The sequence below is a fragment of the Acinetobacter sp. LipI_23 genome (assembly GCF_058243045.1).
The window spans coordinates 151,413-168,007 of sequence record NZ_JBZAYJ010000001.1; the positions used below are offsets into that span (position 1 = coordinate 151,413).

Annotated in this window: 17 protein-coding genes; 8 read left to right on the plus strand and 9 right to left on the minus strand. The window is 38.8% G+C overall.

Features of this window, described 5'->3' with window-relative positions; translation table 11 throughout:
* Positions 1 to 46 precede the first annotated feature (46 nt).
* From copM to AC4CVD_RS00765, 3 genes are all read left to right on the plus strand, one after another.
* Positions 47 to 727 (plus strand): CopM family metallochaperone, encoded by a 681-nt coding sequence (gene copM, locus AC4CVD_RS00755; protein WP_000680279.1) that lies wholly within the window; start codon positions 47 to 49, stop codon positions 725 to 727.
* A gap of 90 nt (positions 728 to 817) precedes the next feature.
* On the plus strand, positions 818 to 1,156 hold the full coding sequence (gene fdx / locus AC4CVD_RS00760) for an ISC system 2Fe-2S type ferredoxin (protein WP_001124186.1): 339 nt from the start codon (positions 818 to 820) through the stop codon (positions 1,154 to 1,156).
* Between the two features lie 80 nt (positions 1,157 to 1,236).
* Positions 1,237 to 1,425, plus strand: a complete 189-nt coding sequence (locus tag AC4CVD_RS00765) for a heavy-metal-associated domain-containing protein (RefSeq protein ID WP_000394310.1) — start codon at positions 1,237 to 1,239, stop codon at positions 1,423 to 1,425.
* 212 nt (positions 1,426 to 1,637) lie between these two features.
* Here the strand turns inward: AC4CVD_RS00765 and cueR are convergent, their stop codons facing one another.
* Positions 1,638 to 2,096 carry a Cu(I)-responsive transcriptional regulator gene (gene cueR / locus AC4CVD_RS00770; protein WP_001020605.1) on the minus strand — a complete coding sequence of 153 codons (459 nt, stop codon included), beginning with the start codon at positions 2,094 to 2,096 and terminating at the stop codon, positions 1,638 to 1,640.
* Between the two features lie 10 nt (positions 2,097 to 2,106).
* Complete coding sequence (locus AC4CVD_RS00775; protein ID WP_000536249.1) at positions 2,107 to 4,593, minus strand: heavy metal translocating P-type ATPase; 2,487 nt, start codon at positions 4,591 to 4,593, stop codon at positions 2,107 to 2,109.
* 166 nt (positions 4,594 to 4,759) lie between these two features.
* On the opposite strand from AC4CVD_RS00775, the gene AC4CVD_RS00780 reads away from it, so the two are divergent.
* The 5 genes from AC4CVD_RS00780 (at position 4,760) to AC4CVD_RS00800 (ending at position 7,996) form a co-directional block, all read left to right on the plus strand.
* The gene (locus tag AC4CVD_RS00780) at positions 4,760 to 5,023 is read left to right on the plus strand and encodes an ArsR/SmtB family transcription factor (protein ID WP_004777766.1); all 264 of its coding nucleotides are present in this window, start codon (positions 4,760 to 4,762) and stop codon (positions 5,021 to 5,023) included.
* A gap of 262 nt (positions 5,024 to 5,285) precedes the next feature.
* Entirely contained in the window at positions 5,286 to 5,972 is a 687-nt protein-coding gene (locus AC4CVD_RS00785; RefSeq protein WP_490751715.1) for an efflux RND transporter periplasmic adaptor subunit, read from the plus strand.
* On the plus strand, positions 5,973 to 6,356 hold the full coding sequence (locus AC4CVD_RS00790) for a hypothetical protein (protein ID WP_005060897.1): 384 nt from the start codon (positions 5,973 to 5,975) through the stop codon (positions 6,354 to 6,356). It begins immediately after the preceding gene.
* 10 nt (positions 6,357 to 6,366) lie between these two features.
* Entirely contained in the window at positions 6,367 to 6,906 is a 540-nt protein-coding gene (locus AC4CVD_RS00795; RefSeq protein ID WP_007479719.1) for a nuclear transport factor 2 family protein, read from the plus strand.
* A gap of 16 nt (positions 6,907 to 6,922) precedes the next feature.
* Positions 6,923 to 7,996 carry a cation diffusion facilitator family transporter gene (locus AC4CVD_RS00800; RefSeq protein WP_000094607.1) on the plus strand — a complete coding sequence of 358 codons (1,074 nt, stop codon included), beginning with the start codon at positions 6,923 to 6,925 and terminating at the stop codon, positions 7,994 to 7,996.
* 185 nt (positions 7,997 to 8,181) lie between these two features.
* On the opposite strand, the gene AC4CVD_RS00805 is transcribed toward AC4CVD_RS00800, so the two are convergent.
* The 7 genes from AC4CVD_RS00805 to AC4CVD_RS00835 form a co-directional block, all read right to left on the minus strand.
* Complete coding sequence (locus AC4CVD_RS00805; RefSeq protein WP_086265364.1) at positions 8,182 to 10,065, minus strand: hypothetical protein; 1,884 nt, start codon at positions 10,063 to 10,065, stop codon at positions 8,182 to 8,184.
* A 44-nt stretch (positions 10,066 to 10,109) separates the two neighbouring features.
* Positions 10,110 to 11,504: a CD-NTase-associated endodeoxyribonuclease Cap4 gene (gene cap4 / locus AC4CVD_RS00810; protein WP_070074426.1), complete on the minus strand. Its 1,395-nt coding sequence runs from the start codon at positions 11,502 to 11,504 to the stop codon at positions 10,110 to 10,112.
* Between the two features lie 2 nt (positions 11,505 to 11,506).
* Complete coding sequence (locus tag AC4CVD_RS00815) at positions 11,507 to 11,968, minus strand: Mov34/MPN/PAD-1 family protein (RefSeq protein WP_086265363.1); 462 nt, start codon at positions 11,966 to 11,968, stop codon at positions 11,507 to 11,509.
* Between the two features lie 5 nt (positions 11,969 to 11,973).
* Complete coding sequence (locus tag AC4CVD_RS00820) at positions 11,974 to 13,686, minus strand: ThiF family adenylyltransferase (RefSeq protein WP_070074428.1); 1,713 nt, start codon at positions 13,684 to 13,686, stop codon at positions 11,974 to 11,976.
* Complete coding sequence (locus tag AC4CVD_RS00825) at positions 13,686 to 14,699, minus strand: SMODS domain-containing nucleotidyltransferase (RefSeq protein WP_070074429.1); 1,014 nt, start codon at positions 14,697 to 14,699, stop codon at positions 13,686 to 13,688. Before AC4CVD_RS00825 ends, AC4CVD_RS00820 begins: the two co-directional genes overlap by 1 nt.
* Before the next feature lie 114 nt (positions 14,700 to 14,813).
* Complete coding sequence (locus AC4CVD_RS00830) at positions 14,814 to 14,993, minus strand: hypothetical protein (RefSeq protein WP_001141891.1); 180 nt, start codon at positions 14,991 to 14,993, stop codon at positions 14,814 to 14,816.
* 205 nt (positions 14,994 to 15,198) lie between these two features.
* Positions 15,199 to 16,281, minus strand: a complete 1,083-nt coding sequence (locus tag AC4CVD_RS00835) for a helix-turn-helix domain-containing protein (RefSeq protein ID WP_490751720.1) — start codon at positions 16,279 to 16,281, stop codon at positions 15,199 to 15,201.
* Between the last annotated feature and the right edge of the window lie 314 nt (positions 16,282 to 16,595).

Below are 16,595 nucleotides of genomic sequence, written 5' to 3' on the forward strand. Positions count from 1 at the left end.
CTTATTACCCATTATTTTTTCATAATTGTAGTAAGAGGATAACTCCATGAAACACTTTGTTCCAATGTTAATGATCGGTGCGATTGTATTTAGTGCGGGGTGTTCCTCTTCTGACGCTCCAAAGGAAAATTCAATGAGTGAGAATAAACATGAAAGCCATTCAATGCACCATGATATGAATGGTTCAGCTAAAACAGATAATCCATCTACAAATGCCTATATGGAAGTAAATACTCGTATGCACAGCGGAATGGGTATTGATTTCACGGGAAATGCAGATACTGACTTTATGTTGGGTATGATTCCTCACCATCAGGGTGCGGTTGATATGGCAAAAGTAGTTCTTCAATACGGTTCTGATCCAGAAGTGCGTCAGCTTGCCGAGAACGTTATCTCTGCCCAAGAGTCAGAAATCAAGATGATGAATGAATGGTTGGCAAAAAACAAAAATCATTCTGGCAGCAAAAATGAAGATAGCCCATCAACTCAAGCATATATTAAGATCAATGATGAAATGCACGCAGATATGATGGTTCCATTTACAGGAAATGCTGATGTTGATTTCATGAGAGGCATGATCCCCCATCATCAAGGTGCAATTGATATGGCAAAAGTAGTTCTTCAATATGGTTCTGATCCAGAAGTACGCCAGCTTGCTGAAGATGTTATCTCTGCCCAGGAATCAGAAATCAAGATGATGAATGAATGGTTAAGTAAACATAAGTAGATACTTCTCTATTCGATATTCTTTTAAATGAGGGGCTTTTTAAAGCCCCTTGTTTTATCTATAAATTTGATGAATTGAGGATTATGTTATATGCCAAAAATTATAGTTATTCCGCATGAAAAGATTTGTCCAGAGGGTGCGGAACTTGAAATTGAAAGCGGAAGTAATTTATGTCGAAGTTTATTGGATCATGGCATTCCCATAGAACATGCCTGCGATTTATCAGGTGCATGTACAACATGCCATGTTGTTCTGAAAAAAGGGTTCGACAGTTTAGAAGAAATGGATGATGTAGAGGCGGACTTACTGGATCGTGCCTGGGGGCTTACGGCCCAATCAAGACTATCTTGCCAGGTTAAGGTCCAAGATGAAAACTTGGAGGTAGAAATACCTAAGTACACAGTCAATTATATATCTGAGGGACATTAATTTTACTTTTAATGCTTGACCTTACAATTATGGCAAGGTTTATATTAAACACATCCTGAATAGTAATAGTGGAGTTAAATATGGAATTTCATGTTGAAGATATGACTTGTGGTGGCTGTGCCCGTGGTGTAACCAGAGCAATTCAAGCAATAGATGCCAATGCAAAGGTCATCACCGAACCACCCAATCGTAGTGTAAAAGTTGAAACAACTGCAACACAGCAGCAAATCGTTGAGGCTTTAACCGAGGCTGGTTTTCCTCCTCGTTAAAAACGGACGAAATGATAAAGCGACTCTCTATTGAGTCGCTTTTTTGTGGGCAATGAATTATAAGCTCAATATTTAGGAATGTTTGTGATGTTAAATTAGCAGTTATTTGACAATGTAAGTATCTAAAAGAAATGACATATTTTAGTTCATAGTTATAAATATAAAAAATAGGGAGAAGTAAAATTAATTTTACTTCTCCCTATATCCTATTGCTATTTCTTTCGGGTTAAAGGTGAAACGGAAAGCAGGTCGTTATGATGGTGAACGTCCTTTATTTCATTGTGAGGTTCTTGCAAGCCTTCAAGAATCGGACAGTCGGGTCTATTATCACCAGCACAACAGTCGATTAAGTCCTTGAGGGTATTCGCCATTTGCTGTAGGTCATTGATACGTTCTTCCAGCTTTTCACTATGACCCTGAGCAAGGCGTTTGACATCAGCACTCTGTCTACCGCGGTTATTCCATAAATCAAGTAAGTCTGATATTTCTGCTACTGAAAAACCGAGTTCACGACTTCGCTTGATAAACTTTAAACGTTCAACATCATTTGCTGAGTAAGAGCGATAACCTGCATTATTACGTCCCGCAGCAGGAATTAGGCCAATCTGCTCATAATAACGAATCATCTTGGCGGTAACTCCCGAAGCTTTAGAGACTTTACCAATGTTCATCATATCCTCCTTAGCCTTGACTGACGGATGGTGGCTGGAATCGACGTAAACGTAATGCATTGCCAAGTACAAATACACTGGACAAAGCCATTGCTCCTGCTGCAAAGATTGGGGACATCAGTATTCCATAGGCTGGGTACAATATACCAGCAGCAACAGGAATCAACATGGTGTTATAGGCAAATGCCCAGAATAAGTTCTGGTGAATATTACCAATCGTTGCTTTGGACAAGGCAATCGCATTGGCAACACCTTGTAAGTTTCCTGACATTAACACGACATCGGCAGATTCAATTGCAACATCTGTACCTGTACCAATCGCAAGTCCGACATCAGCTTCAGCCAAAGCGGGTGCATCGTTAATCCCATCACCCACAAAAGCGATATTGCCGTATTTTGCTTTCAGCTCTTTAACCGCACTGACTTTACCCTCTGGTAGAACTTCAGCAATCACTTCATCAATACCCAATTGTTTGGCAATTGCCCGAGCAGTACGAGCATTGTCACCCGTCACCATTGCTACCTTGAGACCTAATTGGTGTAGAGCCTTAATCGCTGCTGGCGTTGTGGTTTTGATTGGGTCAGCAACTGCAATAATTCCTGCCAGTTCACCATCGACAGCAACATAAAGTGGTGATTTACCCTCATCACCCAGACGCTGAGCTGTGGCAACAAATGGAGCAACATCAATACCAAGTTGAACCATATAACGGTCTGCACCAATATTGATTTCTTCATTACCATTGATGGTTGCACAGACACCCATGCCTGTGACTGAATCAAACGTATCAACTTTAGGTAAAGTCAGGTTTTCACTTTTTGCCGCATCAACAATTGCTTTAGCAATCGGATGTTCAGAACGGGATTCAACAGCCGCAACCATGCCTAGGACATAATCACGCTCAAAGAATTGAGTCACTTCAAAGTCAGTCAGTACGGGATGACCCTCTGTTAATGTCCCTGTTTTATCGACTGCAACAACTTTGGCATCCTTTAACAGTTGTAAGGCTTCGCCTTTGCGGAACAGTACTCCCAACTCTGCACCACGACCTGTACCGACCATAATTGAGGTTGGTGTCGCCAATCCCATTGCACAAGGACAGGCAATGATCAACACTGCCACCGCATTAACCAATGCAAAAGTTAAGGCTGGTGATGGACCAAAAATCAGCCAGACCAGGAATGTAAGCACTGCGGCAATCATCACCGCAGGTACAAACCATAAGGTCACTTTATCCACCACAGCCTGAATCGGCATTTTAGAACCCTGTGCCTGCTCAACCAAACGAATGATTTGAGCCAGCATAGTTTCGCCACCCACCGCCACAGCGGTAAAAGTCAACGTGCCATTCTGGTTAATGGTACCGCCCACTACATCACTGCCGATGCCTTTTTCCACAGGGATTGGTTCACCTGTAATCATGGATTCATCGACAAAGCTTTTTCCATCCGTGACTTGACCATCAACAGGGATTCTTTCCCCTGGTTTTACAATGATAATGTCACCTGCAACCACTTGGTCTATTGCAATATCCACCATTTGACCATTGCGTAAAACATGGGCAGTTTTGGCTTGTAAGCTGACTAAACGCTGGATTGCTTCAGAGGTTCGCCCTTTGGCTTTTGCTTCAAGGAAACGACCCAGTAAGATTAATGCGACAATCACCGCAGCCGCTTCGTAATACACATTCACCGTTCCTGATGGGAGGATGTTTGGTATGAATGTGGCAACAATAGAAAACAAATATGCTGCTGATGTTCCCACAGCGACCAAAGAATTCATATCAGGAGCTAGACGGAATAATGCAGGAAAACCTTTCTGATAGAATCTTCGTCCTGGAATAACCAAAACCAGTGTGGTCAGTATGAATTGTAAATACCAGCTATTCTGCATCCCAATAGTTTGATCAATCAGTTGATGTACACCAGGGATAAGGTGAGATCCCATTTCCAGAATAAATACAGGTAAAGCCAACAGGGAGGCGAGAATCAAATCACGTTTAAGTTCAGCACGTTCCTGATCTTTTTTCTCAAGCTGCTCTGTCTGGTCAGGAATAGAAGCCTGAATTTCTGTGGCATCGTAACCAGCTTTATCAATTGCGGCAATCAAGGCATCGACATTTGCTGTACCACTGACCGTTGCACGCTCAGTTGCAAGATTGACATTGGCTTCTTTTACACCTGCAACGGCTTTAAGGGCTTTTTCGACACGACCTACACAACTGGCACAGGTCATGCCTTTAATTGATAATTCAATATTATTTGCAGGCACGTCATAGCCTGACTGTTCAATGGCATGAACCAGTACCTGACGATCCACAGGCTGATCAAGTACAATATCTGCACGTTCTGTCGCCAGATTGACCGAGGCTGACTGTACACCATCAACTTTTTTGAGGGCTTTTTCAACACGTCCAACACAACTGGCACATGTCATACCTTCAATTTTTAATGTAACTTTCATATTATTAGAAAGCTTATTTGTTGCTGTTCCCATAAGATATACCTATAGAGCTTATCCAGTTGCTAAGAGCATAAACCTTGCCATTATGGAAAGGTCAAGGGTAGAATATGTAAACATCTATATTTTCGCTAATGACTGGAATTTAAGTATAAATATGAGTTTTAAAGATCACCCTACAGAATTATCTCAAGAGGAGATTATGTCTTTAGCTGAAACATTTCGGCTATTGGGTGATGCTTCACGACTTAAAATTCTACTTTTTTGTATGCGTGGACCTAGTTCAGTAGGTGAAATCAGTGATGCCCTTGATTTATCCCAGTCCTTGGTCAGTCACAATCTACGTTTATTGCGTTCAGCCCGTTTAGTCAAAGGTGAACGTCAAGCTAAACAAGTCTTTTATGAAATAGATGATATTCATGTAAGTCAGGTTCTATCGGATATGGCTAAGCATATTTCAGAGTAATGTAGCAAACACTCATTTTCTTCACTCCTTTTTCTTCTTAAAAATATATACATATGATCATTTATTCATATTTGCTATTCAAGTAGCAATATTTAAGTTATTTTAGCACTAAACATATGAATGATTAAACATATGTTAATTTGTTATGTATTTTTAAGGCTGATCTATTGACCTTCCAATTATTGGAAACTCTAGCATACAGGCAACTGCTACAGAAACCTTATTGAGAGCGTGTTGTAGCATTGCATGAAAGGTAAGCACCATGAAAAAACAAATTACAGTAATTGCTGTTGCAGTGGGGGTGGCTATATCTGGTGGTTTGCTCTACACAGCAACGAATAAACCAGATGCACCCAATCCACAAGCTGCCGCAGCTCAAATGCCAGTCCCTCAAGTTCCTGTTGCGGAAGTGATTACACGGGAACTTAACCCAACCGCAGAATATACAGGCTACTTATCAGCACCACAAAGCGTTGAAATCAAGTCCCGTGTTGGTGGTGTCATTAATAGTGTTAGTGTTCCCGAGGGCAGTTATGTTCGTAAGGGACAGGTATTATTTAAAATTGATCCTGAACCTTTTCAGGTTGCTCTGAATACAGCCCAGGCACGACTGAAAGCAGCAGAGGTTCAGTACAGCCAGGCTGTTCTGGATTTTAATCGAGCAAATAAACTGGTCGAAAGTGGTGCCGTCTCCAATAAGGTTTATGACGATGCACTGGCAACCAAAAATAACCGCCAGGCTCAGGTACAGGAAGCTCAGGCAGCCGTCAGTGCAGCGAAGCTCGATTTATCTTATACCAATATTACAGCACCGATTTCAGGACGTATTGACCGTGTTCTTGTCACCAGTGGCAACTTGATTGCAGGTGGAAATACAGGCAATGCCACAGCCTTAACCACCATCGTTTCCGTCAATCCACTGGATGAAACAGAATATGAGGTCATGTAAATGAAATTTATTATCCATGATATAGAAAACTTCCCATTTGTTGAGTTTAAGCAAGATCAGGCAGTTCCAGGCTATTCACCTCAATGGCAGTTGGAAATGCAGGAGTTCCTGGAAATGAGTAGTCCGTTTGTGATTGTTTATGATCAATTATCAATGCAAGAAACACCTGAAGACTTTAAACAACGTGGTCTTTGGCTTAAAAACCATAAAGATGAACTTAATCAGTTGTGTAAGGCAATTATCTGCATTGAACCTGATCAGGAAAAAAGAGTTGCCATCAGAAAGATGACGGAAATGGCTGTAAAGGCATTTGGCATACCTTATGAAATCGTCGATACCAGGGAAGATGCCGAACGGATCGCTGATGAACTTACTCAAGTCTAAGGTGAATGTGATGAACATTATTTATATCAATCAATTGAAGCAAGATTTTGATGGTCAAGAGGAAAAATCAAAGCCTTTTTTCATGACATTCTTACTCATTCTTATGACGTTAGGATTAGCTTCAATTTCGCATGCAAAAGCACCGATCAATACAGCTTTGGAAACCGTGGAGAGCTATCTTAATATCTGGAATGGTACGCAGCCAGATGACCTGACTAAAGTTCTTGACCCGAATGTTGAGTATTTCAATACAAGTAATGAAGAAACCCGTAAAGGTACAGCATCTGTAATTGAGGTACCCAAGTTTTTATTAACAGTCATTCCTGATCGGAAGATGACGCTTACATCCCCGCCACTCATTGTTGGTGATAAGGTTGCTGTCGAATGGCAGCTTCAGGGAACCCTCAATAAAAAAGACCAGTCTGGTAAAAAAGACGCAAAAGTAATCACTTTTAAAGGTGCTTCATTTTTTGAGGTTAAAAATAATAAGATTACATACATCGGTGATTACTACAACAATCATCCATTGCGTAGTCAGTTAGAGCCATAATCAGGAATGCTATAAAATGTCTTCGCACAACCATACACAAGATCACAAGCATAAACACTCTGAACATGATCATTCTGGGCATAAGCATAGTCATGGTAACGGCCATAAACACAACCATGATCACTCAGGACACCATCACGGTCATGGTGGTCATCATCATGATCACGACCACAGCCATATCCCGAGTAATAAAAAAATTCTGACCATAAGTTTTTTACTGATTACCATTTTTATGGCAGTGGAATTTATAGGTGGTTTTATTACCAATAGTTTGGCCTTGATTTCGGATGCTGGCCACATGCTGAGTGACTCTGTTGCACTTGGTATTGCACTTGCAGCAGTCTTTATCGGTCAAAAACAGATTACCAAAAATAAAACATACGGCTATCAACGCTTTGAAATACTGGCTGCTGCATTGAATGGTATTACACTGGTTGGTATCGCACTGTACATCTTTATTGAGGCAATTCTACGGTTCCAGCAGCCACAACATATTGAAGTACAAGGGATGTTGATCGTTGCCAGTATTGGATTGCTGATTAATATCATTGTTGCAGTAATGATTTTTAAAGGTAGTGATACCGAACACGACTTGAATATGCGAGGTGCTTACCTGCATGTACTCAGTGATTTGTTAGGTTCTATTGGCGCAATTGCTGCTGCGCTATGTATCTACTTCTTTGGATGGGCCTGGGCAGATACTTTAGCCAGTGTTCTAGTTGCAATACTTGTTCTTCGCAGTGGATATTCAGTTGTAGTAAAGGCTTCGCATGTTTTAATGCAGGGTACACCAGAAAAATTTGACTTGGCAGAAATCAAAGAAACCATTCTTCAAGACCAGCGAATTCAAGGTGTACATGATTTACATATATGGAGTCTGACAAGTAAACGTTATATTTTATCCTGCCATATTGTTGTAAGTGAAGAAATGAGTATGCAGGAAGTGCAGATACTCTTACATGATCTGGAGAATGTCATACAAAATCTAGGTATTGAGCATGTCACTATTCAGGCTGAAACATCACTCAACAATCACGATGATATTCATCATTGCATTATTGAAAATATACCAAAGGATTCAGAACACTGAGTTTAAAAAGGTTAAATATTCCTAATATAGGTGCTTATCTAGTCACAAGTGGTACCCAAGTTTAATGGCACTTAAAAGTGCCATTAAACTATATATAATTCAATTTGATATGTAATAAAATTACCCATAGGAAAGAATTATGGAATAGGCTAAAAGAAGATGGTCACAATTGTAAGATTCGAAAATTATTTTTCCTCCTTTTCCTCCTTTTCCTCCTTTTCCTCCTTTTCCTCCTTTAACTTGATATTCGTAATTCCAATTTTTCTTAGAGCATTCAATAACGTTGATTCACCCTCTGACAAGCCAGCAGATTTTGAATGTCTAAAAACAAATAATTGAGTAACCAAATTGGAGCCTAGGAGAGTTGTCGTATAAGAGCCCTCTGACAAAGGCAGGCTCTCCATGAGCCCAGAAATATACTGCTCAAATTGTTCTACGGTTCTTGACCTAAATATTAGACCAGCATGCCCACGCTCCTTGAGAACACTTTCCCCATCTACAGTTGAAACGTAAGTCGCTGGTTGTATATCGAAAAGATAAACTGGAGGGCAATTTACAAGAGATAATCGGATGACCAATGCTCCACGAAGTGCTGTTTTATTTGAGTTTGCATAACACCAATTTTTATAAGTTTGTTTTTCTCCATCTGTAATATCTTTATTATTTAATGTTTCTGAATTAACGAAAAAAGCCATGAGAGTGGGTTTATCGCTGTAATCAAACTCTTCCTCAAAAGTATAATAGTGGACTGCATTGACAATACTGGGATTTAACGAGCGTGCCTTTAAACATGCATTCCATAGGCCCATGATTCTTCCATGATATGGAGCTTCAAACTCTGTATCTCCATTAGTGGTCGGGTTAATTTGGACATTTAGAACTTCCTTAGAGCTATCAGGTTCTCCTGTACCAACTGTATTGGTTTCTTTAGTATTTTTCTTTCTCTGTGGTTGGGTGATGGTTCTTTCATACTTTGTTTTACTTTTTTCCCCGATAGGGCCTGAACCTAACCATGTAAATTCATGACCTAAAATAACCGATTGTAATAATGGTTTGCGCCCTCCTTGATCTTCAGATACGTTAATCTGACCAGGACCTAGTTGCAACTGAGGAGGATTAGGTGAGTTGACATCTACAGGTTTCTTAATGCGGTGAATTACCTTTGGAACACGTCTGATAAGTGTTTGATCAGGTAGTTCTATTCCAAGAATTGTCAAGGCTAAAAAAGCATTGGTGTCAGGAATACAAAAACCTGAAACCCTAATTTTTCTCGTTTCCTTATGCCACGGCATTACTTTAGGGTATATATGGTTTCTTTGGATAAAATCATCATGTTTTGCAATACTGCTAAATAAGATTCTTACGGCATCTTGGGTATATTCGCTATATTTATAGTAGGCAATAAATACATGATCATCTGATGTGAGACTATCACCTATAAGGATAGTCCATGTATTTTCTTCTTCTGGATGAGGGGTGTAGAGCCTTTCATGTCTTTCGACCTCATCATATGTTGTTAGAATTCTAGGAAGTTCTGTAGAGAGGCCATATCCTCTCACCAGAAACTCAAAACAAGGTACGAGAAGCTCCTTATATTCCTGATCCTTTAAAGAGAAAGAAATACAATTTTCACGTTGGCTTGGGTTAATATAAAACTTATTCCTGTCTGAGAAGAAATGATCTATTTTTCCTGTCTTTTCATCTCGCTTATATGCTTGAACAAAGGTATGTTTAAAATTTGTATGATCAATATCAAATTCCCGTATTTCCAAAGGAAGATAGTCAACTAATCGTTCATGGTGCCAAACTGTTCCAATAGGCCAAGACATCAAATCTGTTATATTTGCATCAATAAAAATAAAATTATCTGTGGGTGTGTAATCTTCCAGAAGTTCCCTAAAAGCCACATGAACTTTAGGTTGAGCATTTCTACGATCAGCTTTTGCTAACGCTCCATACCACCACACCATTAAGAACTTTTCAGCATTGGATTCAAGAACTTTGAATGCCGGTGATTTTGTTTTATCTGGAGAATTATCAGTATTTTTTTCATTAGAATGTTTGTTCATGGTCAACCTCTCTATTAGTAATATTATCGACTAGTCAATTCTTCTTATATGCTCAGCTCGGCCGTAGGGATATATTGCCCATCTACCCAATCGTAAAGCTGAATATCACAAACACCATTCAAACGATGTCCCAAGACCATTGCAAAAACTGAGGGTGCTTTAATAAAGAGGTGTAATTTAGATAACTTATTTTCAGATTTGAATGAAACTAAAGCGGATTTTGCCTCTCTCACAGCAAGATTTAGAGTTTCCATATTATCAATCGCATAAGAGCTTTCTAAATTCATTCTAGGTAAGCTCTTTACTTCATTCATTGTAGAGTCAATGTCTTTACCTATAGCTGTAGGAAATCCGATAGTAACTATGGCTTCAGTTTCTCCCTGTAGCTCAACAGGGGCGATTTTATTAAAAAATTGTCCCTCTTTCTGTTTATGGTCATCAGTGCGATAAGCGAGGCCATTATGTTCTATTTTAAGTAGGAAATTACGTGTGGCACTAAATACATAGCCAAGCATACATGCAGTGGACATTCTCTGTTTGCCATCTATAAGGAGGGTTCTACGGTTACCACTGCTATGAATGAAATCCCCAATCGATACTGCTTTTTTGATTAGGTTGTTCCAGTCGCTGGAGGTTTTTTGGGCACGATCAGGACCATTGAAATCACGAATATCTAAGTTTAAGTCTTGATACTGACTGGATGATGCTGAAAGATTAATTTTTATAGGATCGGATAGCCACTGACTTCTACTTATATCTTCTTCAAGAGCATGGCAAATAAAACTTTCAAAGTCTTTACGATATATTGGACCAAAAGATGAACGAGAAATTAGATTTTTGAACTGATCTTTTAGTTGTTTGACCTGACTCCTGAGCAGTTCAATATTTATTGTGTCTTGAATTTCACTTAGAAATATAGACTCACTATTCTCAGAATTAAAAGTTATGAAACCAACATAATCAAGAGCAAATTCAGCTAAAGAGAAATCAATTTTTTTACCAACACACCAATCAAGGTATTCCGAGCGCCCATTCACTGAAACTGAAGAGTCGTCATCATAAGAAGATCCAACCCCTCTTAATCGGTCTATTTTTGAAATTAATGGTGAGATAGCGGTGTTATAACTTGGGCATACTAAATTAAACCAAATAAAGTTTTTTGGGTGGGTATCAAAAAGACTTTTAAAACGCCTTATTTCATCCCAAAATTCCGTAGCCGTTAAGGAGTGATTTTTTGCTTCATACATTACATGTAATGACTTTTCCGAAGAAAAATAACAAACTTCTATATCACTTAATGCTTCACTCACTATATGGCTAAATGCACTTTGTGAAAGCCATAGCGGTAAGCTCCTTAATACAAATGCATCCTGATATTCAAATCCTACTCGTGCAATCGCACCACCAGTTGATTGTTTTTCTAACAGACTCGCACTCATTATTATCTCTCTAAATCTAGGGTGGATCGGTAACAGGAACCATCTGGAAGGTAGGTGTGAGCACTGCCCTCAAGATGATTGTTTTTTAAATGAAAAATCAGTAAGACTACAAAATTTGCCCCAACTTTTGGATCGGACACCAATTCCCTCATGGTGTGATGGTCTTTACTGCTGGGTTGTACACTAAAGAGAGGATGGCTATGCCATTCACCTAAATAGTTAAATTTTTGATAATTATTGTTTGTTGATTTATGAAAAAGGCGAATTGCTTTAATAGCATCCGTAATTCCACGTACAAAGGATGCTATCGTTCCACTCTTTTGAACAGTTAATGAGCTAACTCTAAAATGGTTTGTACCTATATGCTCACCCATTAAAACACCGCCACATTCGTGGGTTCCAGACTTCAACAGGGCTTTTATCAGTAAAATTTGTATATCAGTAGGAATGGATATTTTCAGCATCAGTATTAACCTTTCATCGGTTCAGACTCTTCAATAGAATTGCCATTTTCACTTTCAGATATCTGTTTATCCGTAGGAGATTCTGTTACTAAAGCACCTGAACAATCGATAGGATGAGTATCAAAAGGACATTGAAATATCCAATATTTACGGAACCCTATTAAATATGCTGAATATGGATAAGAGGATTGCTCATCAATTGTACATAAAGTATCTAATGTGAACTGCGTCATAGAGGCTGCAAGAGCCGTTACATCTGCATCTGATGCAATATATGTTTGGTTTTGTGTTTGAAAGCCGTAATTATTAACTTTGCCTTCTGGGATTGGTTCCAACGTTTGTAAGACACCATGAATATGATTGCGAAGTTCTAAGGGGGAGGCATCTAACGTTGGGCGACTACGGGCCATCATTGCTCCACCACCGCCACCAAAGATTTCACCCCATACCATTGCAATATGTTTTCTTTTAGCAATTGCAGCTAATGTTAAGAAAGTATGTGTATTTGCTGTCGCATCAATAATCAGATTACATGTGGCAATAGCATTAGCGATATTGGAATTTAAATGAGGATTTTCCTGCCCACCGATTTGCATTTCATACGTTTCAACTTGCATGTCTAATGCAGTTCGTTTTAATGCTCTTTCAACAGCATGGGTTTTAGCAAAGCCAACATCTAACCAGTTGAGTTCATTACGGACAAGATTCTGGGGTGCCAGAATATCATCATCAATAAGTAGAAAGTTTTTACAGCCAGACCGTGCCAGTGAAATTGCAATTTTACTTCCTAACGATCCAAGACCAACGATTACTATCTTTGCATCATTGGTATTGCTAAATTGTGCTGGCAATCTTTGATTCTGATCATCATGTAGATTAATAGCTGGATAACTTACGAAAAGTGGTGCTGTATTATTAATTAAGAATAGTTCCAAGTTACCATTTAAGTCATATAACAATAGAGGCTTTATGGAACTTGTGAATTCCTCCTGAGTAGGCCATAAATTGCCTAAAGAGGATTCTAACGAAAGTCGATCATTTACAGATTCCTTTAATAAAGGAACAGAATCAACTCTTATTGCCCATCCAGACAATTCAAATCTTTCATTAGAAAATGATGGGACGATGTCAGGTAGAGGTTTGTTCTGAATATTTGTTGGAACAATAACGGTCTTGTCCCGAAAGCTTGAGATGGCAACCTTAAAGTCCATTTTTTCAGGGTCACTACCCAATAGTATGTGACGTAACATTGGTGTTCCAATGAACCTTTCTGAAATACCTCTTAATTTTTGACCTATTGTTTCAGAATGCCTAGATGGCACAGGTTCTACATCCATCTCCAATACAGTCATTGCGTCTGTTAATAAAAGAATCCGGGCACTTCTAATTAGTTCCACTCCACTGATATTGGTATTCCAATTATCTGGACCGTATTCTAGACACAGCACTCCTGAACCACCGTACTGGTGCAAGATACTCCATCTTTCACCAGATTTTTGTGGGCGTATATATGCTGGTAGCTCTGGGAAAAGCTCTGGATATACTAAAACACCATTAAAATCTATAGTTCCTATCTTGAGAGAGAAGTTTAAATGCAGTTCATTAGTGCCTGTTGAGTTCCACTCCTGAATCTTAAAACTGTTTTCCTCATTTTCAAGATCGGTCAATAACTGCCGTTCTTGAATCAAGCGTTCTAATGGTGTTTTTAGCAGTTCCATTACGCAAAGCCTCCTGGTTTATTTGGATAAACAGGGGTTGATGGAAATGTTAATCCTGCACCTAAAGCTGAACGGATTAAAGAGCTGGCCATATCAGCAGAATTTGCACTTTTGTGTGATGCCGAACGTGGAAAACGATTACCCAAGACCTGCCGCCATAGAGCTAATGCTTTATCATCATCTGTTTCATTTAAGGCATTTCGTGCAATAGCAGCTTGTTCTTTTACCTTTTCATAAAAGGTTTTGAACTCATCTGCTGTGACCGCAGAAAAAACATTATTGCCTGCAACACCAGGATCTTCTAAATGTGGAATTATGCCTAGTGACGCATAAATCCCATAAGAATCCCTGATTGTTTCTAAAAGATAAACAAACAACTTTTCATAGTTGGATTCGTAGTAATTCATATGCTTGGCAACTAGACATTCTAAAATGAATCCTTTTGGTCGTTTTAAATCAGACAAGTTCTCACGACGCCACCATTTAAATAGCTTCACAAGAGGCTTAAATCGCCCATTTGCATTTTTATTCACCTCAACAGTCCACTCGGTATGGGCTGGAGGGTTGGTAACTAGCCATTCTTCAAGATGAATGTCTGGAATCAGATAGCCACCATATCCATCTGAAATGATAGGGACAACATCCATATCAACTTTTTTCAACTTAACATTTACTGAACGACGGTTAACGGTAAGATCGGTATATCCAATATCCTTTAATGCTGTATGTACTGCATCAAGGACAATTTGAGGATTATCGTTAATTGTGTGATTTGTAAGGGCAATAATATCTACATCTGGTCTTTGTGTGATACCGCCTATAGTAGTCGGACGTACTGCCGTATTTCTTTTATAAGAACCTGATAAGAACGTATGCACATGTACTTTGCTGAATTCATTATGCACTTTTAAAGCATCACGAAGCGTATTATGTGCGCTTGAACAATCATTAACCGTTGTTGTAGATGGTTCAATATCGGAAAGTAGGTCAAGAAACTGCTGTTGAGTTGTCATAATTCTCTCTGAGCCCATGTACTAAAATGGGGCATAAAATTAAGTGCGATCAGAAAAATTAAGTAACCTACTACTGTGGACTTTGTTGCATAGCAGTAGGTTATTTAACCGTGTTTACGATATTGAGTTTGAGTTATCAGGATCATCCGATTTTTTATTACGGATAGTATCCTTTTCTTCTTTCAATGGCCGAGTTCTGGGAAATTTAAAATATCCAGTTGGATGGACAATAATTTTTCCAGATTTATGGCGATAAGATTTACAAAACACGAAGTCTTGATTTTCGGTAGGCATTGTTAGCCCTCCTATTTTGGCGGCTCGTTTTTCAGGGCGCATACCAAAATAAGCGGGTAAATCTTGAGATTTACGGGCCTAAATGTTAGAATGGGGTTCTGACAGCCAGATCTAACATGAGGTATGCGTAGGGCTTAGAGCCATATGCCTTTCCTGTGTGAAAATCTATCAAGCCGACTCTACCCAATAGAGTCGGCTTTTTAATTTATGAAACCATCTCAATAGTCTCCATTGAATCTAGGTCAAAATAATATAGTTTTTTAAAGTCATCTTCATATAAGTCAAATAATTGAGATAACTCACTAATGACAGATGCTGATGTTTTTTTTGCATCTATTGCATAGTCAAAGAGCATTGAAGCTACTCTATATGTCGCTTCTCGATCCAATTCATTTGGTTCAACTTTACGATAACCACGCATAGCCATTTGCCGCCATAAATTGGCACTTTGACTTGAAGTTATAGTTCCTAACTCTGACGCCCTATAGATTAAGGCCGCCATTGAGGTTTTCCATTCCTTTTTAAGTCTTAGATAATGAGCTAAATTGGTTGAACCTAATTGATCAATAATTTTTTCTTCTGGCATTAAGAATTCGGCAGCAAAGTCATTTGCTTCTTTTTCCATAAACTCAGATGGCTCTTCATGGAGGACCAAATGCCCAAGCTCATGTGCTAATGTGAAGCGTATTCTATCATTTGGCTGGTTTGCATTTAGAAATACGCATGGAGACACACCATGCATTTTTAAGGATACGCCATCAACATTATTATCTTTAAAGTCGCATAAAAAGACTAAAACCCCAGCATCTTCCACAGTGGCAGTTAGGTTTTCAAGAGGTTCATTTCCTAACGCCCACAATGATCTAAGCTTTTTAGCCGCTTCTTGAGGAGTGTTTACATCTAGGCCAATTTTAAAAGTTGGTAAGGAGTTTTTTCTTTTTGGCACATTTGTGAATAATTCTAATGTTTGTACATGGCCCATTTTTAACATCATTTCAGCATTCATGCGGCTCAATGCTTTAGCTGTGGTAGAGCTTTTTTTTCTGTATGCATGCAAACTAATTGGCAGTGCATTTAGCTTTTCAATATGTTCGAAAAATCGTATAGGGAAATGTAGGGCATTGGATAGATTATGGATAACTTCATCGGAGGGTTTTAAGTCCCCACTTTCAATTTTAGATAATGAAGCCTGGGTAATAGACTGTCCCATTTCAGCAATTAGTTCAGTTTGACTAAGACCACGAAAGTTTCGTGCAATACTAAGCATGTCAGGATTGAAATTAGTCATATTCACCTCCAAGATCATTGACTTACAGATCAAGTTAATCGAATGATAACTGAACAAAAAAGCTTATGCAAATTTTTCTTAAAATTATTCCTAAATTGTTTCTTTTTTATCTTACATTGCTTTATGTAGTGGTCATTTTGGTTTTTAGCACAACATATAGTGTTTTTGATTTTACATTCTATTTGAAAGATTTTAATTTCGCTATAGAATTTTATGTCAAAATTTGAGCATTAAAATATTTGGGTAAAGATGGAGGATGATCAGTGTTCTTATAAGGGGCAGTTTGACTTTCGATTATTTAGAAAATGTATTTT

Coding starts and splice junctions, on each gene's coding strand:
- copM (WP_000680279.1), top strand. CDS start 47: ATGAAACACTTTGTTCCAATGTTAATGATCGGTGCGATTGTATTTAGT.
- fdx (WP_001124186.1), top strand. CDS start 818: ATGCCAAAAATTATAGTTATTCCGCATGAAAAGATTTGTCCAGAGGGT.
- AC4CVD_RS00765 (WP_000394310.1), top strand. CDS start 1,237: ATGGAATTTCATGTTGAAGATATGACTTGTGGTGGCTGTGCCCGTGGT.
- cueR (WP_001020605.1), bottom strand. CDS start 2,096: ATGAACATTGGTAAAGTCTCTAAAGCTTCGGGAGTTACCGCCAAGATG.
- AC4CVD_RS00775 (WP_000536249.1), bottom strand. CDS start 4,593: ATGGGAACAGCAACAAATAAGCTTTCTAATAATATGAAAGTTACATTA.
- AC4CVD_RS00780 (WP_004777766.1), top strand. CDS start 4,760: ATGTCTTTAGCTGAAACATTTCGGCTATTGGGTGATGCTTCACGACTT.
- AC4CVD_RS00785 (WP_490751715.1), top strand. CDS start 5,286: ATGAAAAAACAAATTACAGTAATTGCTGTTGCAGTGGGGGTGGCTATA.
- AC4CVD_RS00790 (WP_005060897.1), top strand. CDS start 5,973: ATGAAATTTATTATCCATGATATAGAAAACTTCCCATTTGTTGAGTTT.
- AC4CVD_RS00795 (WP_007479719.1), top strand. CDS start 6,367: ATGAACATTATTTATATCAATCAATTGAAGCAAGATTTTGATGGTCAA.
- AC4CVD_RS00800 (WP_000094607.1), top strand. CDS start 6,923: ATGTCTTCGCACAACCATACACAAGATCACAAGCATAAACACTCTGAA.
- AC4CVD_RS00805 (WP_086265364.1), bottom strand. CDS start 10,065: ATGAACAAACATTCTAATGAAAAAAATACTGATAATTCTCCAGATAAA.
- cap4 (WP_070074426.1), bottom strand. CDS start 11,504: ATGAGTGCGAGTCTGTTAGAAAAACAATCAACTGGTGGTGCGATTGCA.
- AC4CVD_RS00815 (WP_086265363.1), bottom strand. CDS start 11,968: ATGCTGAAAATATCCATTCCTACTGATATACAAATTTTACTGATAAAA.
- AC4CVD_RS00820 (WP_070074428.1), bottom strand. CDS start 13,686: ATGGAACTGCTAAAAACACCATTAGAACGCTTGATTCAAGAACGGCAG.
- AC4CVD_RS00825 (WP_070074429.1), bottom strand. CDS start 14,699: ATGACAACTCAACAGCAGTTTCTTGACCTACTTTCCGATATTGAACCA.
- AC4CVD_RS00830 (WP_001141891.1), bottom strand. CDS start 14,993: ATGCCTACCGAAAATCAAGACTTCGTGTTTTGTAAATCTTATCGCCAT.
- AC4CVD_RS00835 (WP_490751720.1), bottom strand. CDS start 16,281: ATGACTAATTTCAATCCTGACATGCTTAGTATTGCACGAAACTTTCGT.